This is a genomic window from Chromohalobacter beijerinckii (genome assembly GCF_023061185.1).
In the GTDB taxonomy this organism is placed as follows: domain Bacteria; phylum Pseudomonadota; class Gammaproteobacteria; order Pseudomonadales; family Halomonadaceae; genus Chromohalobacter; species Chromohalobacter beijerinckii.
The window spans coordinates 17,411-44,067 of sequence record NZ_JAKGAK010000005.1 but is presented as its reverse complement, the minus strand read 5'-3'; the positions used below and the strand labels follow the sequence as shown (position 1 = coordinate 44,067).

At 62.0% G+C, this 26,657-nt stretch carries 25 protein-coding genes; 16 read left to right on the top strand and 9 right to left on the bottom strand.

The features are described from left to right. The first annotated feature begins 51 nt into the window (after positions 1-51). From L1075_RS06175 to L1075_RS06150, 6 genes are all read left to right on the top strand, one after another. Positions 52-1,764, top strand: a complete 1,713-nt coding sequence (locus tag L1075_RS06175) for an HD domain-containing phosphohydrolase (protein WP_246940753.1) — start codon at positions 52-54, stop codon at positions 1,762-1,764. 79 nt (positions 1,765-1,843) lie between these two features. Then, positions 1,844-2,887, top strand: coding sequence for a M4 family metallopeptidase (locus L1075_RS06170; protein ID WP_246940750.1), 1,044 nt, complete (start codon positions 1,844-1,846; stop codon positions 2,885-2,887). Beyond that, on the top strand, positions 2,884-3,237 hold the full coding sequence (locus tag L1075_RS06165; protein ID WP_246940747.1) for a protealysin inhibitor emfourin: 354 nt from the start codon (positions 2,884-2,886) through the stop codon (positions 3,235-3,237). Before L1075_RS06170 ends, L1075_RS06165 begins: the two co-directional genes overlap by 4 nt. A gap of 390 nt (positions 3,238-3,627) precedes the next feature. Next, positions 3,628-5,343, top strand: a complete 1,716-nt coding sequence (leuA, locus tag L1075_RS06160; RefSeq protein WP_040242410.1) for a 2-isopropylmalate synthase — start codon at positions 3,628-3,630, stop codon at positions 5,341-5,343. 7 nt (positions 5,344-5,350) lie between these two features. Further along, positions 5,351-5,812 carry a DUF3465 domain-containing protein gene (locus tag L1075_RS06155; RefSeq protein ID WP_246940744.1) on the top strand — a complete coding sequence of 154 codons (462 nt, stop codon included), beginning with the start codon at positions 5,351-5,353 and terminating at the stop codon, positions 5,810-5,812. Between the two features lie 62 nt (positions 5,813-5,874). Next, a complete protein-coding gene (locus L1075_RS06150) occupies positions 5,875-6,468 on the top strand; it encodes a DUF4202 domain-containing protein (protein ID WP_246940741.1) in 594 nt (197 codons plus the stop codon). Between the two features lie 31 nt (positions 6,469-6,499). Here the strand turns inward: L1075_RS06150 and epmB are convergent, their stop codons facing one another. Next, complete coding sequence (gene epmB / locus L1075_RS06145) at positions 6,500-7,570, bottom strand: EF-P beta-lysylation protein EpmB (protein WP_246894132.1); 1,071 nt, start codon at positions 7,568-7,570, stop codon at positions 6,500-6,502. A 111-nt stretch (positions 7,571-7,681) separates the two neighbouring features. Between epmB and efp the strand changes: the two genes are divergently transcribed. Together efp and epmA are read left to right on the top strand one after the other, a co-directional pair. Next, positions 7,682-8,248, top strand: coding sequence for an elongation factor P (efp, locus tag L1075_RS06140; protein WP_040242404.1), 567 nt, complete (start codon positions 7,682-7,684; stop codon positions 8,246-8,248). Between the two features lie 117 nt (positions 8,249-8,365). Beyond that, complete coding sequence (epmA, locus tag L1075_RS06135; protein WP_246940738.1) at positions 8,366-9,340, top strand: EF-P lysine aminoacylase EpmA; 975 nt, start codon at positions 8,366-8,368, stop codon at positions 9,338-9,340. 158 nt (positions 9,341-9,498) lie between these two features. Here the strand turns inward: epmA and asd are convergent, their stop codons facing one another. Together asd and L1075_RS06125 are read right to left on the bottom strand one after the other, a co-directional pair. Continuing rightward, positions 9,499-10,359: an archaetidylserine decarboxylase gene (gene asd, locus L1075_RS06130; protein WP_246894163.1), complete on the bottom strand. Its 861-nt coding sequence runs from the start codon at positions 10,357-10,359 to the stop codon at positions 9,499-9,501. 75 nt (positions 10,360-10,434) lie between these two features. Continuing rightward, a complete protein-coding gene (locus L1075_RS06125) occupies positions 10,435-11,265 on the bottom strand; it encodes a sulfurtransferase (protein WP_246940735.1) in 831 nt (276 codons plus the stop codon). Positions 11,266-11,427: 162 nt separating this feature from the next. On the opposite strand from L1075_RS06125, the gene L1075_RS06120 reads away from it, so the two are divergent. Beyond that, entirely contained in the window at positions 11,428-12,762 is a 1,335-nt protein-coding gene (locus L1075_RS06120; protein WP_246894135.1) for an NCS2 family permease, read from the top strand. 46 nt (positions 12,763-12,808) lie between these two features. Here L1075_RS06120 and L1075_RS06115 read toward each other — a convergent pair whose 3' ends face one another. Continuing rightward, positions 12,809-14,302, bottom strand: coding sequence for a RimK family protein (locus L1075_RS06115; RefSeq protein ID WP_246894136.1), 1,494 nt, complete (start codon positions 14,300-14,302; stop codon positions 12,809-12,811). 151 nt (positions 14,303-14,453) lie between these two features. Here L1075_RS06115 and L1075_RS06110 point away from each other — a divergent pair, with 151 nt between their 5' ends. The 5 genes from L1075_RS06110 (at position 14,454) to pepN (ending at position 20,679) form a co-directional block, all read left to right on the top strand. Then, positions 14,454-14,978, top strand: coding sequence for a GNAT family N-acetyltransferase (locus L1075_RS06110; RefSeq protein ID WP_052444988.1), 525 nt, complete (start codon positions 14,454-14,456; stop codon positions 14,976-14,978). A 36-nt stretch (positions 14,979-15,014) separates the two neighbouring features. Continuing rightward, positions 15,015-15,500, top strand: coding sequence for a YajQ family cyclic di-GMP-binding protein (locus tag L1075_RS06105; RefSeq protein ID WP_040242396.1), 486 nt, complete (start codon positions 15,015-15,017; stop codon positions 15,498-15,500). Between the two features lie 133 nt (positions 15,501-15,633). After that, positions 15,634-17,199: an AMP-binding protein gene (locus L1075_RS06100; RefSeq protein ID WP_246894137.1), complete on the top strand. Its 1,566-nt coding sequence runs from the start codon at positions 15,634-15,636 to the stop codon at positions 17,197-17,199. A gap of 261 nt (positions 17,200-17,460) precedes the next feature. Further along, positions 17,461-17,895, top strand: coding sequence for a YbaN family protein (locus L1075_RS06095; protein WP_040242392.1), 435 nt, complete (start codon positions 17,461-17,463; stop codon positions 17,893-17,895). A 144-nt stretch (positions 17,896-18,039) separates the two neighbouring features. Continuing rightward, on the top strand, positions 18,040-20,679 hold the full coding sequence (gene pepN / locus L1075_RS06090) for an aminopeptidase N (RefSeq protein WP_040242389.1): 2,640 nt from the start codon (positions 18,040-18,042) through the stop codon (positions 20,677-20,679). 84 nt (positions 20,680-20,763) lie between these two features. On the opposite strand, the gene L1075_RS06085 is transcribed toward pepN, so the two are convergent. Beyond that, positions 20,764-21,057 (bottom strand): hypothetical protein, encoded by a 294-nt coding sequence (locus L1075_RS06085; protein WP_040242387.1) that lies wholly within the window; start codon positions 21,055-21,057, stop codon positions 20,764-20,766. A 262-nt stretch (positions 21,058-21,319) separates the two neighbouring features. On the opposite strand from L1075_RS06085, the gene L1075_RS06080 reads away from it, so the two are divergent. Further along, positions 21,320-21,523, top strand: a complete 204-nt coding sequence (locus L1075_RS06080) for a putative motility protein (protein WP_040242386.1) — start codon at positions 21,320-21,322, stop codon at positions 21,521-21,523. Positions 21,524-21,575: 52 nt separating this feature from the next. On the opposite strand, the gene L1075_RS06075 is transcribed toward L1075_RS06080, so the two are convergent. The 3 genes from L1075_RS06075 to L1075_RS06065 all read right to left on the bottom strand — a co-directional run bounded on the left by L1075_RS06075 (position 21,576) and on the right by L1075_RS06065 (position 23,626). Next, complete coding sequence (locus L1075_RS06075) at positions 21,576-22,187, bottom strand: hypothetical protein (RefSeq protein ID WP_246894138.1); 612 nt, start codon at positions 22,185-22,187, stop codon at positions 21,576-21,578. Between the two features lie 63 nt (positions 22,188-22,250). After that, positions 22,251-23,021: an HpcH/HpaI aldolase family protein gene (locus L1075_RS06070; protein WP_246894140.1), complete on the bottom strand. Its 771-nt coding sequence runs from the start codon at positions 23,019-23,021 to the stop codon at positions 22,251-22,253. Positions 23,022-23,116: 95 nt separating this feature from the next. Next, the gene (locus tag L1075_RS06065; protein ID WP_052444987.1) at positions 23,117-23,626 is read right to left on the bottom strand and encodes an Lrp/AsnC family transcriptional regulator; all 510 of its coding nucleotides are present in this window, start codon (positions 23,624-23,626) and stop codon (positions 23,117-23,119) included. A 159-nt stretch (positions 23,627-23,785) separates the two neighbouring features. On the opposite strand from L1075_RS06065, the gene L1075_RS06060 reads away from it, so the two are divergent. Continuing rightward, positions 23,786-25,477: a 2-isopropylmalate synthase gene (locus tag L1075_RS06060; protein ID WP_246940733.1), complete on the top strand. Its 1,692-nt coding sequence runs from the start codon at positions 23,786-23,788 to the stop codon at positions 25,475-25,477. Positions 25,478-25,544: 67 nt separating this feature from the next. Here L1075_RS06060 and L1075_RS06055 read toward each other — a convergent pair whose 3' ends face one another. Next, complete coding sequence (locus L1075_RS06055) at positions 25,545-26,525, bottom strand: tripartite tricarboxylate transporter substrate binding protein (RefSeq protein WP_246894142.1); 981 nt, start codon at positions 26,523-26,525, stop codon at positions 25,545-25,547. Positions 26,526-26,657 lie beyond the last annotated feature (132 nt).

The window sequence follows — 26,657 nt, the reverse complement described above, 5'->3', positions numbered from 1 at the left end:
CACGCCGCGTGACGGATGTGCTCGTTTTGTTTCGTCAGCGTCGAGACCTCAATGTCGCCACCCGATTCCGCACCACCTCAAGACGTCACGCACCCCGGCGAACTTTACGGCTTTCTCGAGGCCCTTACCCTGCCCGGGGGGGCGAGTCTGTGCTTCGAGAGTGGTGACGGAACGCCGTGGCCGGTGGTGGTCATGGACATCGTCCAGGAGGACTCGCTGTGCCTGGATGTCTCGGCGGTCCGTGAGATCGTGCCTCGGCTGCGTCGCGGCGAGACGTTCCAACTGCTGGGGCAGGTCGAGGGCGCGATGCTGACCACCCAGGCACTCGCGGTGAATGAATGGCGCGAGCAGGGGGAGCGCCTGCAGGTGGTATGCGATTATCCGCAAGCGGTGTCCGTGATACATCGGCGTCAGAGCTTTCGAGCCGCGTTGCGCGCAGGCATGGAGGTCGCCGTCTTGTTGCGCGTGGCGGGGGAGGATACGTCGTACGAAGGGCGGCTTTGCAATCTTTCGCTGGGTGGTTGCCTGGTCGCGTTACCACTGGCTGCGGCGGCGGCGATCAAGCCCGAGAAAGCCATCGATAGCATTCGCCTGACGTTTCCCAACCAGCGTCATTTCGAACTGCCGGCCAGCGTCCGCCACGTGCGCACCGACGAGGCATGGACACAGGCGCAGGCAGGCTGCGAGTTCATCGGTTTATCGTCCGCGATGGAGCGCCTGGTCTGGTACTGCGTCAAGGAGATCGAGCGTGAAAGTGCGCGTACCGTGATGCACACCGGGCGCCCTCTGGAGCCTTCGACACTGTTTCAATCGCCCGACGCCGCCCGGCGTGACGTGTCGCGTCGACGGCAGACGCGATCGCAACCGGGAGGCGCAATGGCGTCCCGGTTGCAGAAGGTGGCCGATTATCTCAACGCGCAGTTGGTGCAGTTGAAAAGCGGTGAGCCGGTGGCCTCGACACAGCTCTCGCGGAGTACCGACACGCTGCTGACACTGTGGCAGCAGGATCGTGAGGCGCTGCTGTATGCGAGCGCGTGTCTCACCCAAGAGTCGCATCTGGTACAGCATAGCTTGATGGTGGCCGTGCGACTGCTGGATCTTGCCCAGTCGCGACGCATGGCACCGGAACGTCTCAAGGCGGTAGTGGCCTGTGCCCTGCTTCACGATCTGGGCAAGGGCATGCTGCCCGATGCCTTGTTGCGTGATGAAACATTACGCCTGGAAGAACAGACGCAGCTTCACTCCCATGTCGGCATGATTCTCGAGCGTCTCGAAGAGTGTCGTTGGCTGGATAAGGAAGTTGTGACCCAGGTGATCGGCATGGCCAATGAGCGACTCGATGGCAGCGGCTACCCAGCGGGCAAGCGGGGGGACGCATTGCCCGAGCTGGCGCGCATGATGGCGGTGGTCGATGTCGCCGACGTGATGACGCGCCCGCGCCCTGGACGTGCTGCCTGGACGCAGCGCGAGGTCTATCGCCATCTGCTGACACAGGACGAGGGCTTCGACAACACCTGGGTACAGCGTTATATCCGCCGTTTCGGCATGGCGCCGATAGGATCACTTGCGCTCTATGCCAACGGCGCCCTGGCATGGGTCCAGCGCCACGATGCGCATGGTACTCCAAGCCAGGTGCATGTCGTGCTCAATACCCGCAATCCCAAGCGGCGTCTCGACCAGCCGCTTAATGGTAACGATCTCGACCAATTGGGTGGGCTGAAGGAAGCCGTCAATTCTGCCCGCTATCGCCTGACGCCGGTCTAGCGCGCCTCGTTGTGCTTGATTGGGCATCCTGAGCCACACTGCCTGGGTATGCCCGATAGGTGATCGAGGAACCAAGTTCATGTCAGATCCGAAAATTTCAGCGTGCGGCTTCATGCCGCCCCACGTACTCGAGCGCGTCGCGGCGCAGGGCTCGGTACGCCTACGTCGTTGTGCCCAGCAGACGCTCGAGGCCGATCACTGGTTTCGCCAGCGCGGCGCGCCGGCACCCCAGCGGGATGCTGCACGAGCCGTTGTCGGGCGCCCTGACCGCCGGATTCATTCCGCCGAGAATGAGCAGACGCTGCCGGGGCGCCTGGTGCGCGACGAAGGCCAGCCAACGAGTGGCGATCCGGCGGTGGACGAAGCTTATGAATGGCTAGGTGCGACCTATCGGTTCTACTGGGAGGTCTTCGAGCGCGATTCCATCGATGACAAGGGCATGCCGTTGATCGGCACCGTGCATTACGCTCGTGACTATGACAATGCGTTCTGGAACGGCTCGCAGATGGTCTTCGGCGACGGTGATGGCGAATTGTTTCGGCGCTTCACGGCAGCGCTGGAAGTCATCGCGCACGAATTGACGCATGGTGTGATCGAGCGCGATGTCGGCCTGATCTATGCCGACCAGGCTGGAGCGCTCAACGAGTCGCTGGCCGATGTGTTCGGGGTGCTGGTCAAGCAGTACCATACCGGCCAATCGCCCCAGACAGCCGATTGGCTGATCGGTGCCGCGCTCTTGACCGATCAGGTGCAAGGCCAGGCGCTGCGCTCAATGAAAGCACCGGGAACGGCGTATGACGACCCCGTTCTGGGGAGCGATCCGCAGCCGGGCCACATGCGCAATTTCGTCGACACGCAAGCCGACAACGGCGGTGTGCATATCAATTCAGGCATTCCCAATCATGCGTTTTACCTTGCCGCAGTGGCCCTCGAGACCCCTGCTTGGGAAAGCGTGGGACCGGTATGGTACGCAGCGATGCGCGACGCGGCACTAAGCCGCGAAGCGGATTTCGCGGCCTTCGCCGCCTTGACGCTCGATCACGCCGAGCGCCTGCATGGGCCCGAGAGTCGCGAGCGTCGTGCGGTGGGTGAGGCTTGGCGCGAGGTGGGCGTCGTCTCATGAGCGACACCGACGAGCTGCCTGTACTGTCGGGCGATACGCGTCTGGCAGTCACGCGAGAGGGCGGTTTCGCTTATCTACCGGGGTTGGCCGCGCCGCGCGAGATCGATTGCGACCGGCTGACGCCCTTGCAATGGGCGCGTCTCGACGCGGGGTTGCGAGCCTTGGTTGCGCTGCCCGAGGCGGAGCGTATGTCGCCCGACGGGCGTTTTTTCCGTCTCACGCTGTCCTCGCGCCGTACCGGGCAGCCACATTGGCAGCGCTGTCTCGACGAGCCGCATGCCCCGGCGTGGCTGGTGCGCCTGTGGCGAGACGGCCACGCGGCGCTCGATGAGGAGATGCCATCATCGTGAGTGGCGGTTGACAGTCATGCACGCAGCTGTTTAGTTAGCTATATGACGATCTTCGACATGCGACTACTACGTTTAGACCTACGACTTACCATCGGCCTATGAGCCGGCGGATGCCTCGTGCATCGTCACCCTCTCGGTCTAACGAAGCCCAGTCCAACGAAGAAAAATCCGCCATGTCGAATATCGCCACTCTCTCCCCGACCTCTCCGAATGCTGTTCGCCCCGTTGTCGGGCGTTCTTCAGTCCGCGCTGAGGATCGCGCGCCGATGTGTCATGTCATTGCCGACGCCCCGTGGTGCTTATCCGCTGCGGGGCGTCGTCGTGTTTCAGGGCGGGCGGGGAAGTGCTTCCGATTCCCGAAATTTGAACATCGCAGAAGGAGATAACGCCATGATGCTCCAGGATCCTTCCACCAAATATCGTCCCTTCGAGGCCGTCGACCTGCCCGATCGTCAGTGGCCGGCGCAGCGGATTACGCATCCGCCCGTGTGGTGCAGCGTGGACATGCGCGATGGCAACCAGGCGCTGATCGATCCCATGGATCTCGAGCGCAAGCGGCGCTTCTTCGACTTGCTGGTCAAGGCCGGCTTCAAGCAGATCGAGGTTGGCTTTCCCTCGGCCTCGCAGATCGATTTCGATTACGTGCGTGAGCTGATCGAGGACGACGCAATCCCCGACGACGTCACCATCCAGGTGCTGACCCAGGCGCGGCCGCACCTCATCGAGCGCACCTTCGAGGCACTGGAAGGCGTCAAGCAGGCCATCGTGCACGTCTACAATGCCACCGATCCGGTCTTCCGCCGGGTGGTATTCGGCGTCGATAAGACCGAGTGCATCCAGATCGCCAAGGACGCCACTGCGCAGATCAAGGACATGATGGCGGCCCGCCCGCAAACCGACTGGACCTTCCAGTATTCGCCGGAGCTCTTTACCTCGACCGAGCTGGACTTCGCCGTGGAAATCGTCGAAGCGGTTAGCGAGGTTTATGGGCCGACGCCGGCCAAGCCGATGATCGTCAACCTGCCGGCAACCGTGGAAATCGCCACGCCCAATCACTATGCCGATCAGATCGAGTGGTTCTGCCGTCACGTCGCCCGGCGCGATAGCCTGGTGGTGAGCGTGCATCCGCACAATGATCGTGGCACCGGCGTGGCGGCGGCAGAGCTTGCGATGATGGCCGGCGCCGACCGCGTAGAAGGCACGCTGTTCGGCAATGGCGAGCGCACCGGCAACGTGGATATCGTCACGCTGGCGATGAATATGTACACCCAAGGCGTGCATCCGCGACTCGACTTTTCCAACATCACGCCGCTGATGCGCGAGGTGGAGCACTGCAATCAGTTGCCGGTGCATCCCCGACACCCGTATGTCGGTGACTTGGTATTCACAGCCTTCGCCGGCTCGCACCAGGATGCCATCAAGAAGGGCATGGCTGAACGCCGCGACAATCCCGAGAGCCCCTGGGGCGTGCCGTACCTGCCTATCGACCCGCTCGACGTGGGGCGCTCTTACGAGGCGGTGATCCGCGTCAACAGCCAGTCGGGCAAGGGAGGGGTATCCTACCTGCTCGAGCAGGAGCACGGCATCGAGTTGCCGCGTCGCCTGTCCATCGAGTTCAGCCAGGTGGTGCAGACGGTGGCCGAGCGCACCGGGCGCGAGATCACATCAGAAATGATCTATCGCACCTTCGAGGACGAATACCTCACCAGCCGCGATCCTTACGCGCTGATCAATCATCGCTTGAGTTCGGATGACGATAGCCCCCGCGTGCGTCTCGACGCCCAGATCGATGAACAGGGCGAGCGTCGCCATGTCACCGGAGAGGGTAACGGCCCTCTAGCGTCCTTCATCAAGGCACTGGCGGCGCATGGGCTGGACGTCGAGATCATCGACTATCACGAACATTCGCGCGGCCAGGGCGCCGATGCCGAAGCGGTGGCCTATGTCGAGGTGCGTGTCGAGCAGACGCCGATATTCGGGGTCGGTATCGACGAGAGCATCACCAGCGCTTCCATGAAGGCGGTGCTCGGTGCGTTGAACCGCCATTGGCGTACCCAGCAGGCGCCGGCGCCCAACGTCACCGCCGAGACGCTTGGCGAGGCCTGAGGACGCCATGAGCATGCGTCGCCGCGCGATCCTCCTCGGCCTGACGTTCGCGGCGGCGGTACTGGTTTTGGCCGGGGCGTTGGCGGTCCTGGCGCCATCGGTGTCGACACCGTCGGCTGGCGAGGGCGCGCGCTCGGGCGTCGTGACGTTACGCGAGGCCTACCAGGAGCACCACAGTGGGCTTCAGGTCGAGGCTCGCGGCGAGGTGGTGCGCGTGCTGCCAGATGACAATGAAGGTAGCCGCCATCAGCGCTTCATCCTGCGCCTGTCGAGCGGCCAGACCGTACTCATCGCGCACAACATAGACCTGGCGCCCCGGCTCGAGGGGCTGCGCGTTGGGGATACGGTGGGCTTCTTCGGTGAATACGAATGGAACCCCGAGGGCGGTGTCGTGCACTGGACGCATCGCGACCCCGGCGGCGATCATCTCGACGGCTGGTTGGAATATCGCGGGCAGCGCTATCGATGAGTCTTATTTAGATATACACATTCAGACACGCACGTTCGGGCACGAATCCTAAGGAGGTCAGCATGACCGAGAGCACGCCCTTTCAGCGCGCGCAGGCGGCTATGGATGCCGCCCATGCTGAGGATCCTAAGCGCGAGGCGACGGAGGGAGCCGGCGAACGGCCCGCCGAGCTGCTGTACGCCCAGCGCATGAGCGAGTGGCTGGCGCGTGTCGCCCCGCATGCGTCGGAACCGCTGCAACTGGCGGTACGCGCCCAGCATCTGCGGCGCTGGGAAGTGCCGCGCGGCGACTACCCGCAGGATCGTCCCGGCTATCTGGCCTGGCGACGCGATCTGGGGCGGCGCCAGGCGGCGTTGGCCGAGACGATCGTGCGCGAGGCGGGATACGACGAGGCGGCGGTACAGCACGTGGGCGCCTTGATCCGCAAGGAGAACCTCAAGCGCGATGCGGACACCCAGGCGCTGGAGGATACCGCCTGTCTGGTCTTCATGGCCCATTACTTCAGCGATTTCGCCCGCGAGCACGATGACGACAAGCTGGTGCGCATCGTCGCCAAGACCTGGCGCAAGATGTCGCCGCGCGGACACGAGCTGGCATCAGCGCTGACGCTGCCCGAGCGGGAACGCGAGATCGTGGCGCGCGCCCTGTCGGCGTGAGACCGGTTGGTCGTCGGCCATCGTGAGCGACCTAGGCTAGCGGTGTCTTGCTGGCCTCGCCGGGTATCTCGCGTACCAGTCGCGGCATCAAAAAGCCGGCAAGGTGGGTGCGTAGCGTCTCGACCAGCGTGACCGCCTCGCTATCGGGGACGTCGAAATGCGCGGCGCCCTCGACGGGGTCGAGCACGTGCAAGTAATACGGCAGGATGCCGACCTCGAAAAGCCGCTCGGAAAGTTGGGCGAGGGTGTCGACGTCATCGTTGATGCCGCGCAGCAGCACGCTCTGGTTGAGCAGGGTGACGCCTGCGCCGCGCAATCGTGCCATCGCCTCGGCGACGTGCGTGTCGATCTCGTTGGGATGGTTGATATGCACCACCATCACGGTTTGTAGCCGCGTGGCCGACAGCCAGTCGAGCAGGGCGCCATCGACGCGGTCGGGAATCACCACCGGCAGGCGCGTATGCAGACGCAGGCGCTTGAGATGTGGAATGTCCGCGAGGCGTTCGGCCAGCCAGGCCAGGCGCCGGTCCGGCGAGGCCAGCGGATCGCCACCGGAGAAAATGGCCTCGTTGATCGAAGTGTCCTGACGCAGGTAGTCGAGCGTGGATTCCCACTGCGCGCGCGAGGGTGAATTCTCGGCGTAGGGGAAGTGCCGGCGAAAGCAGTAGCGACAATTGATGGCGCAGGCCGGGCTGGCGATCAGCAACACGCGGTTGCGATACTTGTGGATCAACCCTGGACGCGGGCGATGCTCGGCTTCCTCGAGCGGGTCGCCGACGAAACCCGCGACGCTGTCGCTTTCCCGCTCGAGGGGCAGCACCTGGCGTAGCAAGGGGTCGTCCGGATCGCCATGACGAATGCGCGATAGATAGGCGTGGGGCACGCGTACCGGAAACAGGGCGTGCCCCTGTTCGGCGCCCGGCAACCATGCCGGATCGAGCCCCAGGTGCCGACACAGCGCGTACGGGTCGCGCACCGCGTCGCTCAGTTGAGCTTGCCAGTCCTGGGAGCGCTGACGCGGGGTCAACGTGGCGCCTTCGGAGGCGTCTTCACTGGGCACGGCATTCTCGCTCTGCAAAGCGATGGATGTTCGGGTTATCATTGGTGGCTATTTCCTATGGGCCTCGTGATGGCGGTGGTGTCATCCCATGACGAGGCGCATCGAGCAATCTGCGTAGCGCACGCTACGACGCATGCAACTTAGCGAGGCATCATGGCGACGTATTCTACCAATGAATTCAAGGGCGGTCTGAAAGTCATGCTTGACGGGGATCCGTGCAGCATCCTCGAGAACGAGTTCGTCAAGCCAGGCAAAGGCCAGGCATTCAGCCGCGTCAAACTGCGCAACTTGATCACCGGTCGGGTCTGGGACCGGACCTTCAAGTCCGGCGAGTCGCTGGAGGGTGCCGATGTGCTGGAGCTGGACATGGAGTACCTCTACAGCGACGGCGACATGTGGCACTTCATGCGCACTGACGGTTCCTTCGAGCAGTACGCGGTCGACAAGAAGGCCATCGGCGATGTCGAAAAATGGCTCAAGGAGCAGGTCGTCTACACCGTGACATTGTGGAACGACAACGCCATCGCCGTCTCTCCGCCCAACTTCATCGAGCTGGAAGTGGTCGAAACCGACCCCGGCCTGAAGGGCGACACCGCACAGGGCGGCTCCAAGCCGGCCACGCTGTCCTCCGGCGCGGTGGTGCGTGTGCCGCTGTTCATCAACGAAGGCGAAGTGCTCAAGGTCGATACGCGTAACGGCGAATACGTCTCGCGGGCGTAAGATCGGCTTCGAGCTTCGAGCTTCGAGCGAAAAATGCCAGCGACGCTGGCATTTTTCGTTTAAGGGCAGCACGCGCGATTTTCGTGGCTCGCGGCCCGAGACTTAAGGGGAGCCTGCATGTCTGACGATTGGCGGCCTACGGCGGGTATCGAGACGCTGCGCGAGCGGGCGCGGCTATTGGCACGTGTGCGAGCGTTTTTCGCCGAGCGTGATGTGCTGGAGGTGGAAACCCCGGTGCTGGGCCATGGTGGCAGCACCGATCCGCACCTGGCGAGCCTGTCTCTGGAGGCCACGACCCCGGCTGGGCGCGAACGGTTGTGGCTGCAGACCTCGCCGGAATTCCATATGAAGCGCTTGCTCGCGGCGGGCAGTGGCCCGGTCTTTCAGCTGGCGCGCAGCTTTCGCGACGGCGAGGTGGGGCGTCGCCACAATCTCGAGTTCACCATGCTCGAATGGTATCGCCCGGGCTTTACGCTTTCTGCACTGATCGACGAGACCCAGGCGTTGATTCGCCACGTGCTGGGGCGCGACCCCGGGCCGTGTCGGCAACGCCGCTATCGCGAGCTGTTTCGCACTCAGGTGGGGCTCGATCCCTTCACTGCGTCGCTGACGACATTATGTCAGGCTGCCGAGCGCGAGACCGGCATGGACCTGCACGATGCCGAGCGGGATGCGTGCCTGGACGCACTGATGGCCTTTGCCATCGAACCGCATCTCGGCCAAGAGGGGCTGGAGGTCGTCGTCGATTATCCAGCCAGTCAGGCAGCGCTGGCCCGCAAGCATCGCGATCCCGAAGATGGCGAGGTCGTCGCCGCGCGCTTCGAGGTCTACTGGCAAGGGGTGGAACTGGCCAATGGCTACGATGAGCTCACCGATGCCGAGGAGCAGGCCGCGCGCTTTGTCGAGGATAATCGAGAACGCCAGCGGCTAGGGCGCGGCGAGGTGGATGCCGATGTCCGCTTGCTGGCGGCGCTCGAGGCGGGCATGCCCGCCGGTAGTGGCGTGGCGCTGGGCATGGATCGCTTGATCCAGCTGGCGTTGGGCAAGACGAGCGTGGCGGAGGTGATGGCGTTTGCTACGCCGCGTTGTTAGCGCCGTGTCTAGCCTGATGGAACAAGTCGCCAGCCTGACGGAACACGTCGCCGCGAGAGCGCTGCAAACCCTCTCTGGGCGCTACTTTTTGCCATCCATGGCAAAAAGATCCTCGCTTCGCCTTGCCCGGCCCGGCGACTCTATCGTGGTCAAGGAGCTCAGGAAGCGAGGGATTGCCCCATGCTGACCACCAGGCCGTCGGTGCAGACATCGCGAAACGCGACGTCGTGGCCGAAGCACATCACTACGGTGGAGCCGAGCTTGAAGCGACCCATTTCCTGTCCCTTTTCGATCACGATGGGCTCGTCGAAGCGTGTCGTCTGCACGCGGCCGCTGAGTGGCGAGACCTGGCCGGCCCAGACCGTTTCGATGGCGGCGACGATCATCGCGCCCACCAACACCATCGCCAGCGGGCCGTGTTCGGTGTCGAACAGGCAGACCAGTCGCTCGTTGCGGGCGAAGAGCCCCGGCACGTGGTTGGCGGTGGCCTGATTGACCGAGAAGAGCCGCCCCGGCACATAGACCATTTCGCGCAGGGTCCCAGTGACGGGCATGTGCACGCGGTGATAGTCGCGCGGCGACAGATAGACGGTGGCGAAGCTGCCATCCCGGAACGGCGCGGCGCGGTGGGTATCGCCCCCCAGCAAGGCGGTCAGGGAATAGGTGTGCCCCTTGGCCTGGACGAGGGTGCCGTTGTCGATGGAACCGAACTGCGACAGCGTGCCATCGGCGGGGGAGACGATGCCCTCGCCAATGGGCCGGGCATCCGCACGCAACGCACGGGTGAAGAAGTCGTTGAAACAGGCGTAAGCCTCGGGATCGCTTTCGACGGCCTGGCTCATGTCGACGTCGAAGGTACGAATGAAGCGCCGAATCGCCCAGTCCTTGAGCCATGGCGTGCGGCTCTCGGCGAGCTTGCCCACCCCACGCGAGATCAGGTGGTGGGGCAGGGGGTACTGCATTCTGGCGAAGAGTTCGTCGCGATCCACGGGCGTATCCACGGCAAGGTCGAAAGGCATGCCACGATAGGGGCGTGGCGTCATGGGCGCAATAGCTTCTGGCATGCGCGCATCGCACGGGGATGCGCGCGGGGCTTACTTCTCTATCGGCGTATCGTCGCGGTTGCCCCATTCCTGCCATGAGCCGGGGTAGGCGCGCATCTTCTCGAAGCCCAGGGCCTTGCCGACCAGCCAGGTGAAGCCGCTGCGGTGGTGGCTCTGGCAGTGGGTGACGATCTCCATGTCCGGCGTCAGGCCTTTCGCCTCGAGTTCGGCGACGAGTTCGGCGTAATCGCGCAGGCGCAGGTGGCGTTCGGGGTCCATGGCATCCGTCCACTCGAAATTGACGGCGCCGGGGATATGTCCCATGTGGGCGTTCTTGCCTTTTTCGCCGCGATATTCGTCCGGCGAGCGAGCATCCCAGACCGCGAGCTCACGTTCATCCAGGCGGTCGATGAGTTCTTCGCGGCGGATCTGGGTCTGGGGGTGATGGATGGTCGCCTGGTAATCGCTGGGCGAGGGCGTGTTGGGTTCGCGCTCGACGCGTTGCCCGTCGGCGCGCCAGGCATGAATGCCGCCGTTGAGATAGGAATACCGGGTGTGGCCGATGAGCTCCAGTGTCCATAGCAGGCGTCCAGCCCAGCCGCCGCCTTCATCGTCATAGGCGATGACGTGCGTGTCGCGGGTCAGGCCGAGTTCGGAGAACAGCTTGGATAGCGCCTCTTCGTCAGGGATGTCGTTGGGCACCGTGCCGCTGCCGACGAGCAGGCGACGATGATCGAGAAACACCGCGCCGGGTACGTGGCCGTCGGTGTAGCTGTCGGCCTTGAGCGGTACATCGACGATCAATAGTTCGGGGGCGCCGAGATGCTCGGCGAGCTGCTCGGGCTCGACGATCAGTGGCAGCAGGTTGTCTTCGGAACTCATGGTCTTCTCCCGCATGTACTTGGGGCGCGTGAATGCTTGTCAGATCATGGCACAGGCAAGCGGCCTTTTGCAGTCATGCGTGGCCGGGGATGAGCATGGGAGGCGAGATTGGCTATACTGCGCGACGTCTCATCCCAACCCAACCTGTGTGGAGAACGCGACGTGTTCGAACGACTTTTCGGCATCCGGGCCCAGGGGAGTACCCCGCGCACCGAGATCCTGGCGGGGATCGCGACCTTTCTGGCTTCGATGTACATCATCGTCGTCAATCCGACGGTGCTCAGCGATGCCGGCGTGCCCTTTTCCAGTGCCTTGACCGCTACCGTGCTGGTCAGTTTCTTCGGCAGTGTGATGATGGGGTTTTACGCCAAGAACCCGATTCTGGTAGCGCCTGGCATGGGCATCAACGCGCTGTTCGCCTACACCATGGTGCTGGGGGCGGGCATGGAATGGCAGACCGCGCTGGGCTGCGTGTTCTGGGCCGGGGTCATCTTTGCGCTGCTGGCGGCATTCAATGCGCGTCAGTTGGTGATCGATGCGATTCCGGCGCAATTGCGTTATGCCATCGCCTGCGGCATCGGTCTATTCATCACCACCATCGGCTTGGTCAACGCACAGTTCATCGTCCCCAATCCGGTCACCGTGGTGGGTATGGCCTCGCTCGACCCGGTGCTGGTGACGTTTCTCATCGGCTTCGCGGTCACCGCCTGGCTGGTGGTGCGCAATGTTCCCGGTGCGCTGATCTTGGGTATCGTTTTCACCACATTGGCTAGCGTGCCGATCGGCCGTTGGTGGGGCGATGGCAGCCGTTACTTTCCCGAGGATATGGCGTCGTCGACGCTGGTCAACTTCAATGGTGTCTTCTCGATGCCGGATCTCAGCGGTTTGATGGCGCTCGACCTGTGGGGTTCGCTGTCGGTGGCGTATTGGCCGTTCATCTTCGTTTTGCTGTTCACGACTTTTTTCGATGCGCTTTCCACCTTCATGGGGGTTTCCGAGGCGGGTAACTTGAAGGATGCCGATGGCAATCCGCGCAACATTCGTCGCTCGATGATCGTCGATGCCAGCGCCGCGCTCATCTCCGGGCCGCTGGGAACCAGCCCGGCCAACGCCTATGTGGAATCCGCTGCGGGAATTAGCCAGGGCGGTCGCACCGGGCTCGTCGCGGTGGTGGTGGCGGTGCTGTTCCTGCCGTTTCTGTTCCTCTCGCCGCTGCTGTCGTTGGTGCCGGCGATTGCCACGGCGCCGGCCTTGATTCTGGTCGGCGTGTTCATGATGGATCCCATTCGCAAGATCCATTGGCACCAATTCGACGACGCCATCCCGGCCTTCGTTGCCATGGTGTTGATTCCCTTCACCTATTCGATCACGCATGGGATCGCTTTCGGCTTTTTGACGTTCGTGATCGTCAAGCTGGCGGTGGGCAAGACACAGGAAATCAAGCCCACCATGTGGGTGTTGTTCGCGCTTTCGCTGTTGTTGCTGTTCGAAGGCTGAAGGGGGTGTTTCGGTGCTGGCGTCCGTGCCGGCACCGATGCTGTCGTCAGCGCGTTTCCGACGTCGCGTGGCGTTCTAGCCGCGCCAGGAAGACATCCATGACGCGTGCATACAGCCGTGCCCCAAGGTAAGCATCCTCGACACCCGCATCCAGATTGGGATTGTCGTTGACCTCGATGACCACGACCCGCTCGCCGATCTGCTTGAGGTCGACGCCGTAGAGGCCATTGCCGATCAGGCGCGTGGCCTTCAGTGCGGCCTTTAGAATCGATTTGGGCACGTCCGAGGGAGGGTGCGTGGTAAAGCTGCCGCTTCGCACCTTAGGGCGTGAGTGATCGTAGATCTGCCAGTGCCCGCGTGCCATGTAGTAGCGGCTGGCGAAGAGTACCTCACCATCCAGAATGCCGATACGCCAGTCGAAATCGGTGGGTAGCCATTCCTGCAATAACAGCAGCGCGGAGGAGGCGAACAAGCGCGAAGCCTGCTCCTTGAGCTCGTCGAGCGAGGTGATCTTGACCACGCCTTTCGAGAATGCGCCGTCGGGCACCTTGAGTACCAGGGGGAAGTCGAGGCTGGTGATCTTGTCCGACAGCTGGGTCAGGTCGTCGCGACTCAATAGTACGCCGCGAGGCGCGGGAACGCCGCGTGCACCGAGCAGCGCATGCAGGTAGATCTTGTTGGTACAGCGCAGGATCGACTGAGGGTCGTCGATGACCACCAGACCTTCGTGCTCGGCGCGTTTGGCCATGCGGTAGGTATGATGGTCGAGGCGGGTGGTCTCGCGGATGAACAGCGCATCGAACTCTGCCAGGCGGCCTTCATCCTTGCGGGTGATCAGGCTGACGTCGATGCCGCGTCGCCGTCCGGCGCGAATGAATTGCTTGAGCGCACTCTTGTTGCTGGGCGGCATGGCCTCCTGAGGATCGATGAGAATCGCCAGATCGAAACGGTAGCGACGCCGAGCCTTGGGCGTGCGCCATACCTTGCGCGAATGTCGGTTCAAGGCCGCCGCGAAACGATCCTGCGCGCCGCCCTGCAAGGAAGTGAGTGCCAGAGGCTTGAGCCGGGTCAAGCGCCATGTTCCATGACGCTTCTGGAACTTGGCTCCCAGCAAGGGGCACGGCAGGCGCTCGAAGAGGCGTCGCGCCAAGCGGCCGAGTCCATCGTGCTCGCATTCGCCGAACAAAACCGTCAAATGAAGCGTTTCTCCATCGAGCGTGCCGCGTTTTTCGAGGTCGCGCATCATGGGCTCGAGTGATTCGAGCTGAAGGTCGATCAAGGCCTTGCGTGACAACTGATTGAGTGTCTCTACCGATGGCAGGACGCGTTGACCGCGGGCCTGGGCGAGCAACGAGACATAGTAGCCCGTCTCCAGGTAGTCGAGACCACGGCAGAGATTGATGACATGCGTGGCGTCGCGTGTCTTGTCGGGGGCACTCGACTCCAGTGCCAGGAAATCGGCAGCGCTGATCAGATCTTCGGTGGGGTAATAGGGTGACCAGTCGTCGAGGCGGTCGACGACGATACGCAAGCGGGACATAGATCTTCCTTATGAAGGAAAAACGTCAATCGACCTTGAACAGTCGTGTCTAGAATGGGCAGCGAGCCGCATCTCGACAATAGCCCCGCCTTGAAATAATTTCTATACACGATTCGCTTCACCCTGTTCGCGTGACCCCGGAGACATTCGCATGTCCTGTTCCCTGCGCGCCGCTACCGTTACTGACCTGGATGCGCTCTGTCATCTCGAGTCGATATGTTTCGATGGCGACCGCTTTACACGCCGTCAACTGGCCTATCTATTGGCGCGTGCCAACGCTTATACGCTCGTTGCGTATGCTACGCCGGGTAACGAGGTTGTCGGTTATGCCACGCTGCTATTCCGGCGCAACAGTCGTGTGACGCGCCTCTACTCGTTCTGCGTGGCCCCACAAGCGCGCGGTGGCGGAGTAGGGCGCGTGTTGCTCGAGGCGCTTGAGCGTGAGGCCAGGCGGCGAGATATGGCGCGCCTGCAGCTAGAAGTTCGCGCCGACAACCGCGTGGCGTTGGGGCTATATCGGCGCATGGGATTTTCCGTGCTGCGCTGGCTCGACGATTATTACGTCGATGGCTGCGCGGCCTGGCAGATGAGCAAGGCGCTGAGCGATTCGACGCTGGAAGCGCGCTCTGCCATATCGAGTGACACCCTGGGCAAGCGTGTGCGAGGTTCATGCTAGAATCGCGCCCGATTTTACCCGAGTGAGGAAAGTGTCATGCCATCTTTCGATATCGTCTCCGAGTTCGATAAGCACGAGGCCAGCAACGCCGTTGATCAAGCCAATCGCGAGATCCAGACCCGTTTCGATTTTCGGGGCGTGACCGCGAGCTTCTCCCTGGAAGGCGAGACGGTGACCCTTGAAGCCGAGGTGGATTTTCAGCTCAAGCAGATGCTCGACGTGCTGCGCAACAAGCTCATCGCCCGTGGCATCGATGCTCGCTGCATGGAGGTCAAGGACCCCGTTACCAGCGGCGTGCGCGCGCACCAGGACATAGTGCTGAAGCAAGGCCTCGAACAGCCAGAGTGCAAGGACATCGTCAAGCGCTTGAAGGACGCCAAGCTAAAGGTGCAGGCACAGATCCAGGGCGATAAGGTGCGCGTTACCAGCAAGAAGCGCGATGAACTACAGCAGGCAATCGCCTTGTTGAAGAGCGATGCCGGCCCCGAACTGGCCCTCCAGTACACGAATTTTCGCGATTGAAGGGAATTCGTCTCACTACCTTGATACGCATCATCCTTGTGGTCGGCTAGCGTTGCCACCCACGCCCGCGCGCTCGATCCTGTCGCTAAAACAACCGCACCGACACAATAAAACGAGCGACAGGAGAACGAAGATGTTTGATCTGGGACGCGGCTTTCTTGCCACGGTCGAGCGGCGCCCGCACGCCGTTGCGATCAGTGATGGCCGGACACACAAGACTTACGCGCAGTGGTATGCAGACATCCAGAGCGTGGCACACCACCTCCGTCGGCTGGGGCTCGAGAAAGGGGACCGGCTGGTGATATCCATGCACAATCGCTGGCAGATGGCCACCCTGTACTGGGCCTGTCAGTTTGCGGGAATCATCGCCACGCCGGTGAACTGGCGTTCGACGACGCTGGATATTCGTTACTACTTGAAGAACTCGGGTGCCAAGGGCATCGCCCACGACGATGCGGCCGCCGAAGCGGTGCAGGCGTGCGTCGAGGCGCATCAAGTATTGCGGATCGTGGTCGGTAACGTAACGCCTCCGGGAGCGATTGCCTTCGACTCACTGCTCGGCAGGACTGGTGAGACGTTGCTGATGGCGACGCCCGACGATTACTCGATGATGCTCTATACCTCGGGGACTACCGGCAGGCCCAAGGGAGTGCCGCGTCGTCATCGCGTGGAACGGGCCGCGACGGCCGCGTACGTCGCCCAGAATCTGTATCGCCATGATGAGACCATGTTGGGTGTAATGCCGCTCTACCACGCCACAGGCGTACGCGCGCTGCAGGCGATGGCGATGGTCGACGGACGCTTCGTGTGCATCCCCAAGTTCGAGCCGGAGGCGACGCTCGAGGCTATCGAACGTGAGCGGGTCACCAGCCTCAACCTGGTGCCAACGCTCTATCACATGCTGCTCGAAGCACCGGGATTTGCCCCCCATAGGGTGGCTAGCATCGACAAGATCGGATTTGCTGGCGCGCCCATGAGTGCAGGATTGATTGCGCGCGTCGAGGCGGCTTTCCAACCCAGCCTATTCGTCAATCAGTATGGCTGCTCGGAGCTTTATGCCTTGACTGTCGATCAGCATGCCAATCATAAACCTGGCTCGTCGGGACGCGCGGCGCTCAACCAGCGGTTGCGGGTGGTCAAGATCGGAGCCACATCGCCGGAGATGTGTGTATCACCAGGCGCGGAAGGCGAAGTCATTGCCGATATGAGCGGAGACGAGGCATTCGAGGGCTACTGGGAGTGCCCCGAGGCGGATGGCAAAGCCCTCAGAGACGGTTGGTATTTCACTGGGGACACCGGATATTTCGATGACGATGGGGATCTGTTCGTCACCGGCCGCGTCGATGACCTGATCAATTCCGGAGGCGAGAACATCAGCCCGCTGGAAATCGAAAACGTACTGTCGCTGCATCCACAGGTTGAGGAAGTCGCGGTGGTGGGGCTCCCCGATGACAAGTGGGGACAAGTGGTGACGGCGTTCATCAAGGCACGTAGTGACGTCGATGAGCGGGAACTCGGGCGTTATTGCCTGGATGCCGGGCTGACGCGCTTCAAGTGTCCGCGCGGCTACCGTTTTATCGAAGAGCTGCCCAAGTCGCCGGTGGGCAAGGTCTTGCGTCGCATGCTGCGTGTACCGTCGACCGCGACGCCCGATGTGCAGGGCGCGCCGTCCCGGCAGGCCGACGCCACCATGGGGTAATGCCGCATGCGGGAGGAGGGCGCGCGGGATACATGGCCGGGGGCGATGAGGTTGCTGCCTTGGTCTTGGCCCCGTGCTTTGCGCTAGAATGAATGCGCGTGTCCAGTCCTTGGCGATAATCGCCCCGATAGTAAGGGACGATTTCTCTGGATACGCGATTCGGGCTTCAATGCAAGAGGTGGCGTCGGGCTTCGCCATGCCTGCCAGCGATCTCGCGTGAAGTCCGGCGTTTCCCTCTATCACGGCAAGGTGGCGCGGCGCATGTACGATATACGCAAGCTATTGTTCATCTGCTTGGCTGGCGTCAGCTTCTCTCTGGGCGTGATCGGTTTGTTCCTGCCGATCATGCCTACGACGTGTTTCATGCTGGTGGCGGTCTGGGCGGCCTCGAAAAGCTCACCGCGTTTCGCCAACTGGATTCGTCGTCATCCACGCTTTGGCCCCTCCATTCTCGCCTGGGAGCGCGAACGCGCCATTCCCCGTCACGCTAAATGGATGGCGTGCGTCATGCTGCTCGTCTCGATGGGGGTGATCGCCTTTACGGTCGACCCTCTCGTGCTGCGTGTGGCGTTGATCATTGGCTTGATGGGGATCGCGGTGTGGATTCTGACCCGCCCGACACCGTCGCTGGGGCGTTGCCCGGTCTTGTCTTCTTTCGAGGAGTCTTCCTCCAGCCAGCGCCAGGAATCTCGCTGAGAGCTCGATGAAGCGCGGCATTGACCGCACTTTTGAGCCGACTCCACCGGACGCCGTACAATGCTCGACATGTGCCTCGCGTTTTGCGCGCGAGGCGATGTCTTGGGGGCGAGTGCATGCCCCGATCTCAAGGAGCGTCGATCGATGTCCGAACCGCAAGCGACCCATCTCAAGGATTACCTGCCGCCCGCCTATCGGGTGACGCATACCGAGCTGAAATTCGATCTGGCCCCTTCGGCGACCACCGTAACGGCGCGCCTTCATGTCGAGCGCCATCCTGAGCGCGAGGCGGGGCTTCCGCTACGTTTCGCCGGTGACAAACTGTCGTTGGTGCGCATTGCCGTGGATGGTCAGGAGCTGGAAGCCGACGAGTATGAGGTCGATGACGAAGGCCTGACCATCGCCAGCGTGCCGGAGCGCTTTTTGCTGGATACCGAGGTGTCGATCGACCCCGCTGCCAATACCGCCCTCGAGGGGCTCTATGTTTCCAGCGGCATGTTTTGCACTCAGTGCGAGCCACAAGGCTTTCGCCGCATCACCTTTTATCCCGACCGCCCGGATGTCATGGCGACCTTCTCCACCACGGTGGTGGGTGACAAGACCGAAGCGCCGGTGCTCCTCTCTAACGGCAATCCAGTTGAAAGCGGCGAGCTGCCAGGTGGCCGGCATTTCGTGACCTGGGAAGATCCTCATCCCAAGCCGAGTTATCTGTTTGCCCTGGTGGCGGGCAAGCTCGAGAAGGTCGAGGACCGTTTCACGACCATGAGCGGACGCGATGTCACGCTGCAGATTTGGGTCGAGCCGGAAAACCTCGATAAGACCGACCACGCCATGGCCTCGCTCAAGCGCGCCATGCGCTGGGATGAAGAGACCTACGGTCGTGAATACGATCTCGACCGCTTCATGATCGTCGCCGTCAACGACTTCAATATGGGCGCCATGGAGAACAAGGGGCTCAACATCTTCAACTCGGCGGCGGTCCTCACGCATCCGCAAACCGCTACCGATGCGGCCTTCCAGAGCGTGGAGGGCATCGTTGCCCATGAGTATTTCCATAACTGGTCGGGCAACCGCGTGACCTGCCGCGACTGGTTCCAGCTCTCGCTGAAGGAAGGCTTTACCGTCTTCCGCGATCAGAGCTTTTCCGCCGACGTCAATTCGGCGCCGGTCAAGCGCATCGAGGACGTGTCGTTCTTCCGCACCGCGCAGTTCGCCGAAGACGCTGGTCCGACGGCGCATCCCGTGCGTCCCGATCATTACATCGAGATTTCCAACTTCTACACCCTGACGATTTACGAGAAGGGTGCCGAGATCGTGCGCATGCTGCGTCATCTCCTCGGTTGGGAGACGTTCCGCCAGGGCTCGGATCTGTACTTCGCACGTTTCGACGGCCAGGCCGTGACCATTGAGGATTTCGTCGACTGCATGGCGGAAGTCTCGGGGCTCGACTTGAGCCAGTTCATGCGCTGGTACTCCCAGGCGGGCACGCCGGAGATCGACGCCCATGGCGAGTACGACTATGCCAAGTGCGAGTATCACCTGCGGCTCTCCCAGCGCACGCCGCCCACCCCCGGTCAGGCGGAGAAGCAACCGCTGCATATTCCGGTACGCATGGGGCTGGTGGGCACCAAGTCCGGCAACGATATAGCGTTGACGCTGGACGGTGAACCGTTGGGCCATGAGACGGTGCTGCATCTGCGCGACACCGAGCAGACGTATGTCTTCACCGGTATCGACGAGGCGCCGACGCCGTCGCTGCTGCGCGGTTTCTCGGCGCCGGTCTACTTGCGCTATCCGTATTCGCGCGAGGAACTGTCGTTCCTGCTCACCCATGACGCGGACGATTTCAACCGCTGGGACGCGGGGCAGCGGCTGACGATGCTGGCCCTCGACGACCTCATCGCGGCGCATCGCAACGGGGTTGAAAAGGTCATGGATAGCCGCGTCATCGACGCGTATCGGCGCCTTTTGACCACCGAGACCGATGACAAGGCGGTGCTCGCCGAGATGCTGACGTTACCCTCGGAGGCCTACATCGCCGAGCAGCAGCCGATGGTCGACGTGGATGCCATCCACGCCGCGCGCGTCTTCGTCAAGCAGTCGCTTGCCACGGCCCTGCGCGACGAATTCCTGGCCATCCATGAAGCCCACCGCAGCGATGAGCCCTACGCACCGGAGCCGGATCAGATCGCACGGCGTCGGGTGAAGAATGTGGCGCTCGAATACTTGATGAGCATCGAGGACGAAGAGGGCGTGGCACTGGCCGAGGCGCAGGTCGATGCCGAGCACAACATGACCGACGTGCGTGCGGCCTTGACGATGCTGGTGCACAGCTCACGCAGTGACATCGCCGAGCCGGCGCTCAAGGCGTTCGGCGAGAAATGGGCGCATGATCCGCTGGTAATGAATCAGTGGTTCACCATCCAGGTCACGCGCCCGCAGGAGGATGTGCTGGAACGCGTCAAATACTTGATGGCGCATCCGCTGTTCTCGCTCAAGAACCCCAACAAGGTGCGTGCGTTGATCGGCGCGTTCGCGGCGCAGAACCGTGTCAACTTCCACCGACTCGACGGCGAGGGCTATCGCCTACTGACGGATGTGGTGATTGAGCTCAACAGCCTCAATCCTGAGATCGCCGCGCGCATCATCACGCCGTTGACGCGTTGGCAGCGTTTCGACGAGCAGCGTCAGGCGCTGATGAAGGCCGAGCTCGAGCGCATTCGTGCCGAGGACCTCTCGCCCAACGTCTATGAGATGGTCGAGCGCGCGCTGGCCGACGCCTGATGGCCGACATCGCATGAGTGCGACGCTAAAACGCCGCTGCCCAGGCAGCGGCGTTTTCATGTGGGGCCGTTGCAGCAAAACGCTTCAACGAATGAGCCAGCCGAGTACCAGCAAGCCAAGAAACAGCCATACGATACCGCCGACGAAGGCGCGCCGGACAAGTGCACGAATCCCTTTGTAGAGCATCCACACACCGATGATCAGCACGATCAGGTTGATGAGCGAGGGATTGACGCCCAGCGAGCGGGCGAGGCCGTCGAAGAAACGGTCGATCGCGACCCAGAGTCCCGCAAACAGGGTGGAGAGCGCGTCGACGACCACGCGCAAGGCGTCGCCGAGGAACTCGCCGAGCCAGTGAAAGAACCTGTCGATCTGCATTTCACATCCTTTTTGTGAGCGTGCTTAGGTGAGCGCCTCGTCCTTGTGCTGTCGAGCGCATGGCTGTGGGTCCGTCATTCTAAGCGGCAAGGCGCTAGGATGGCAGGGGGCTCCTTGGGAAGAGGTGGCCTTTATGCTTTTCTTCTTGCATGCTGAAGGCGTCATGCATTGGCTGGCGGTCGTGGGCGATGCAAGTTTATGGCGCCCTAGCCGATAACTAGAGGGCGTAAAGCGCATTCATTCACTTGAAGGGAGAAGCTTCATGGATTCATCCGTGAACGCAGCCGTGGGAACTGCGATGGCGTTGCAACAGCACAACGCCGATCAGCAGTCGCAGGCGAGCCTGCTCAAGGAGTCGCTCAACAATCAGGCGTCACATGTGTCGCAACTGATGGAGTCGGTTTCCCCCCAGCAGTCTCTGGCGACGACCGGTACCGTGGGTACGCAGGTTAATACCTACGCCTGAGTCTAGGATAGGCTGGTCAAGAATGCCGTGGCGCCAAGCGCCACGGCATTTTTCATGGCAGTGTGAGCCCGTCGTTGATCTCACGCAGGCGCTGCATGGCGTGATTGGAAGAGAATGGTGGCTCGCGCGGGGGATCGTAGACGTCGCCGCGGGTGCCGTTGACGATCAGGTCGATGGCATAGCAGGTATCGTCGATTACGGCGCGGTAGCCGGTGATCTGTTGGAAGTGGCTCATGCCGGCGTCGTCGAGCGTGAAGGCCTGGAAATCATGGCTATCGATGCTCGCGGTGGATCGCGAGTGAGCGTTGGGCGGCGGTGTCAGGCAGTTGGATATCGCTTTGGCGTCGTGGCTCGCGCCCAGACGCCAATGCGCAGCCGTGATGTCGTTGGAGCCCGGTAGTGCCAGCGTGATCAGACGTTCGCCCGGTGCATCATCCATGATCTGCCAACTACCCGTATCGAAGTAGCCCGATTGTGGCGCGGTGATGCGCTCGAGCGAGGCATCGGCGCGCAGCTTGACAGGGTAGGGCGCCAGCGTGAAGTCCGTGGTTTCTTCGTTGGCCGGGGTAGGCGGCGTTTCGCGGGGCTCGGGTGTGCAAGCCGACAGCGATATGGCGCCCCCAAACACGGCCATAATGGCAGTCGCAATGAATATCCGTTTCATGCACGGGACTCCTTGTGTGGTAGCGAGCGTGATAGCGAGCGCGAGCCTTCACACCGTATCAGGCTATTTGTCCCCCTTGTAGCGTGCCACGGTCTCCTTGGCTGCCTGTCGCAACAGGCTGATGTCGATGCCCACAGCGATGAAATCGAACCCCCAGTCGGCATAGCGTTTGGCGTCTTCCTCGACGGGGGCCAGGATGCCGGCGGCCTTTCCGGCGGCGTGGGTTGCGTCCAGGGTGTGTCGAATCATCGTCTGTACCTCGGGATGATTGGGGTTGCCGATATGCCCGATGTCGGTGGATAGGTCGAAGGGGCCGACGAACACGGCGTCGACGCCGGGAGTGGCGGCGATGGCCTCGGCGTTGTCGACCCCACTGCGGGATTCAACCTGCACGATCAGGCACAACTCTTCATGGGCCGTCGTCATATAGTCTTCCACCTCGCCCCAGCGTGTGGCACGCGTCAGTCCACCCCCTACGCCACGAAATCCCTGCGGCGGGTAACGTGTGGCGGCGACCAATTGGGCGGCCTGCTCGGCGGTGTCGACCATGGGGATCATCAGCGTCTGGGTGCCGATGTCGAGTAGTTGCTTGATCAGGGCGGGGTCATGGCTGACGGCACGCACGACCGGGGCGCAGGGATAGGCGGCAACCGCCTGCAACTGTGCGAGTATCGTAGGTACCGTGTTGGGCGCATGTTCGCCGTCGATCAATAGCCAATCGAAGCCTGTGGTGGCCAGAATCTCCCCAGCGTAGCCAGTGGCGAAACCGGCCCAGCATCCATAACGGGTATCGCCTGTCAGTGATGCCTTGAAGGGGTTGTGGGGCACTTGCATGGCGCATGTCCTTTTTCGTTAGATGACTATTGCATACAAAAAACGTAACAGCCTTTCGGCGAGTCAACCATTGCACCAGCGTCTAATGCGCAGTTTCAGTATGGTGCGTCTGAATACGAGGGGACCGGACGGTGCTCGAGGACTCGGCGCAAGACGAAACTGGAGTGCGCGCCGGTGACGCCTTCGATACGCGTGATCTGATTGAGCAACAGGTTCTGGTAGTCATCCATATCGTGGACCACGACCTTGAGTTGGTAATCGGCCTCCTGGCCGGTGATCAGCAGGCATTCCTGTACCTGCGGCAGTGCCGCGACCTTGGCCTCGAAGTTAGCGAAGCGCTCAGGGGTATGCCGGTCCATGGAGATATGCAAGAGCGCCGTGAGGCTATGGCCCAGCCGTTTGGCATCCACCAGGGCACGATAGCCGGTGATCAGTCCGCTGTCTTCCAGGGCACGCACGCGTCGCAGGCAGGGTGAAGGCGACAGGCCGATGCGCTCGGCCAGTTCCTGATTGTTGATACGTCCATGGCGTTGGAGGATATCGAGTATTTGGCGGTCGTAACGGTCAAGCGTCACTCCAACGACAGGCGTGCTCTCTTTTGGCATTATCGTTCTCTAAAAAGAGTTAGATTGGCATTATATGCTAAAAAATAATCTCGTCGAGGATGATTTTGCAATCGCCTGCGGGACAGAGCGGCGTAGACTGTGATCATTGCCACGAGCAATTGAATTGGCTCGTTCATCCATTTTCACAGGACTGTTGTCATGAGTTGCTTCGATCATCGCAAGTACCGCCCGGCGCCGCGTGTGCCAGCCTTCGATCGCCAATGGCCGGATCGTGACCTGGTGGCGGCGCCGACCTGGGTCAGCGAGGACCTGCGTGACGGCAATCAAGCGCTACTCGAACCGATGAGTGTCGAACAGAAGCAACGTCTGTGGCACCAGATCATCAAGGTCGGCATCAAAGAAGTCATGGTCGGCTTTCCATCGGCCAGTCAGCCCGATTACGATTTCGTGCGCTGGCTGATCGAGGAGGACCAGATCCCCGACGATGTGACCATCGCGGTGCTGGTGCAGTGCCGCGAACATCTGATCGAGCGAACCTTCGCCTCGTTGGTCGGTGCCAAGCGCGCCATCGTGCATCTCTACAATTCCACCTCGACCGTGCAGCGTGAACGCGTATTCGAGATGGACCGCCAAGGCATCGTCGACATCGCCGTACAGGGCGCGAGCTGGGTCAAGGCGCACGCTGCGCGCTATCCCGATGTCGAGTGGCGCTTCGAATACACGCCCGAGAGCTTCTCCAGCACCGAGATCGATTTCTCGCTGGCGATCTGCGAAGCGGTGATGGATGTCTGGCAGCCGACGCCGGAGAAAAAGTGCATTCTCAATCTCCCCACCACGGTCGAGGTGGGCGGACCGCATCACCATGCCGATCAGATCGAGTATTTCTGCCAGCATATCAGCCGCCGCGACAGCGTGATCGTCTCGGTACATACGCATAATGATCGCGGAGGTGCGGTGGCATCCGCCGAACTCGCCTTGCTGGCCGGTGCCGAGCGTGTCGAAGGCACGTTGCTGGGTAATGGCGAACGCACCGGCAACATGGATATCGTCACTTTGGCGATGAATCTGTACAGCCAGGGCATCGATCCCGAACTCGATTTGTCGCGTCCCGACGAGATCATCGAGGTGGTGCAGGAATGCACCGGTATTCCGATGCATCCGCGTCATCCCTGGGTGGGGGAGATGGTCTATACCGCGTTTTCCGGCAGCCACCAGGACGCCATCCGCAAGTCGCTCAGAAAGCAGAAAGCGGACGAGCCGTGGCAAGTGGCCTACCTGCCGATCGATCCGCGCGATATCGGGCGCGATTATCAGGCGGTCATTCGCGTCAATAGCCAATCCGGCAAGGGCGGTATGACGTTCCTGCTCGAGCGCGATTACGGTATCAGCCTGCCGCGCTGGATGGCGCTGGAGCTGGCCCCGGCGGTGCAGGCGGTGAGCGAGACGGTGAGTGGCGAGTTGTCCAGCCAGCGCATTCGCGAGGTGCTGACCGAGACCTTCTGTCGGCATGAACCGCTCTCGTTGACTGGCTACCGGCTGGATCGTGACGCCGATGAAAGCTTGACGGTGTCGCTCAACGATGCCGGTCGGGCCGTGCGTTTGAGTGGCCAGGGCAACGGTGTCATTTCGTCTTTCATGACCGCTTGGCAAACCCATACAGGGCAATCGGTGAGTGTCGTCGATTACAGCGAGCACGCGCTGGGCGAGGGTAGTGACGCCGTGGCGATCGCCTTCGTGCAACTCAATGTAGGAGGGCAGCGCATCAGTGGCATGGCCGAGGACGGCGACACCGTCAGTGCGTCCCTCAAGGCCGTATTGAGCGCGCTCAATCGCGCGGGGCATCAAGACACGATGTCGGAGTTGGCGGCCGAGGCGCAGGCCTCAGCATAGAACGGCAGCTAGTGATGCGCCACGACCGTATGAATCCGGAGAGCGGTCGTGGCGCGTCGCGTGATGTCTACTGCTTGGCGAGGCCGATGGCCTTCATGATTTCACCGAATTCGGCGTCGCTTGTCTCCATGTAGTCGCCAAAAGCCTGTGCGTCTTTCCATTGCACTCCATAGCCTTGCTTGGCCATGAAAGTTTGATAGGTGTCGCTTTCGTAGGCGGCATGCAAGGCGGTTTCCAGCGTCTCGACGATGTCGTCGTCCATGCCCTGTGGCCCGATGACGCCGCGCCATGCGCCCGTGGTGAAGTCACTGTCCACCTGCGAAGTCACAGTGGGCACATCGGGGAAGCTTTCCAGGGGTTCTTCGGCCATCACGCCAAGGCTGCGTACACGGCCGGACTCGATCATCGAGCGCGCTTCGGGTAGCGAGGTGGCGGCCATGTCGACGCCCCCGGAGGCGAGTTCCGTCATGGCTGGCGCGGCGCCTTGGCTGGGAATCCAGTTGACCTTGTCGGCGGACATGTCGAGATCCATCAGCAGCCCGCCCAGCGCGACATGCCAGATACCCCCGAGCCCGGTGCCGGAGGCATTGAAATGGCCGTCGGGCTGATCGCGGATCGCCTCCATCAGTTCGCCCAGATCCTGGTAATCGGCGTCCTCGGCGACGCTGATGCTGGCGGCATCGAAGTTGATCTGTCCGATGGGAGTGAAGTCTTCGTAAGTGAGATCGGTCAGGCCTTGCCAATGCATCATGTTGATCTCGACCGTGCCCAGGCCGAGCGTATAGCCATCGGGTTTGGCCCGCGCAATGGCGGTATGCCCCACGACGCCGCTACCGCCCGTGCGGTTGACCACATTGATGGTTTCGCCGAGTTCTTCCTCCAGGGCTTTGGCGATGATGCGTGCCGTGGCATCGGTCCCGCCGCCGGCGGCCCAGGGGACGATCAGCGTGATGGGTTTTTCGGGATAATCGGCAAGCGCAGGAGTGGCGAGCCCCATGACCAGTGCCGCGGCAAGCCAATACGGTGTGCGTGGTGTGGCGTGTCCCATTGTTATTGTCCCTCGTCATCGATCCGGTCAGGCCGGGTGGGTGGTATAAGCTACTTAAGCTTTAACAGGCACTCGGGCGCTTCGCTAATTCCGAAACTCAGCGTGCTGATAAAAGCTGGTTATCACGAGAGG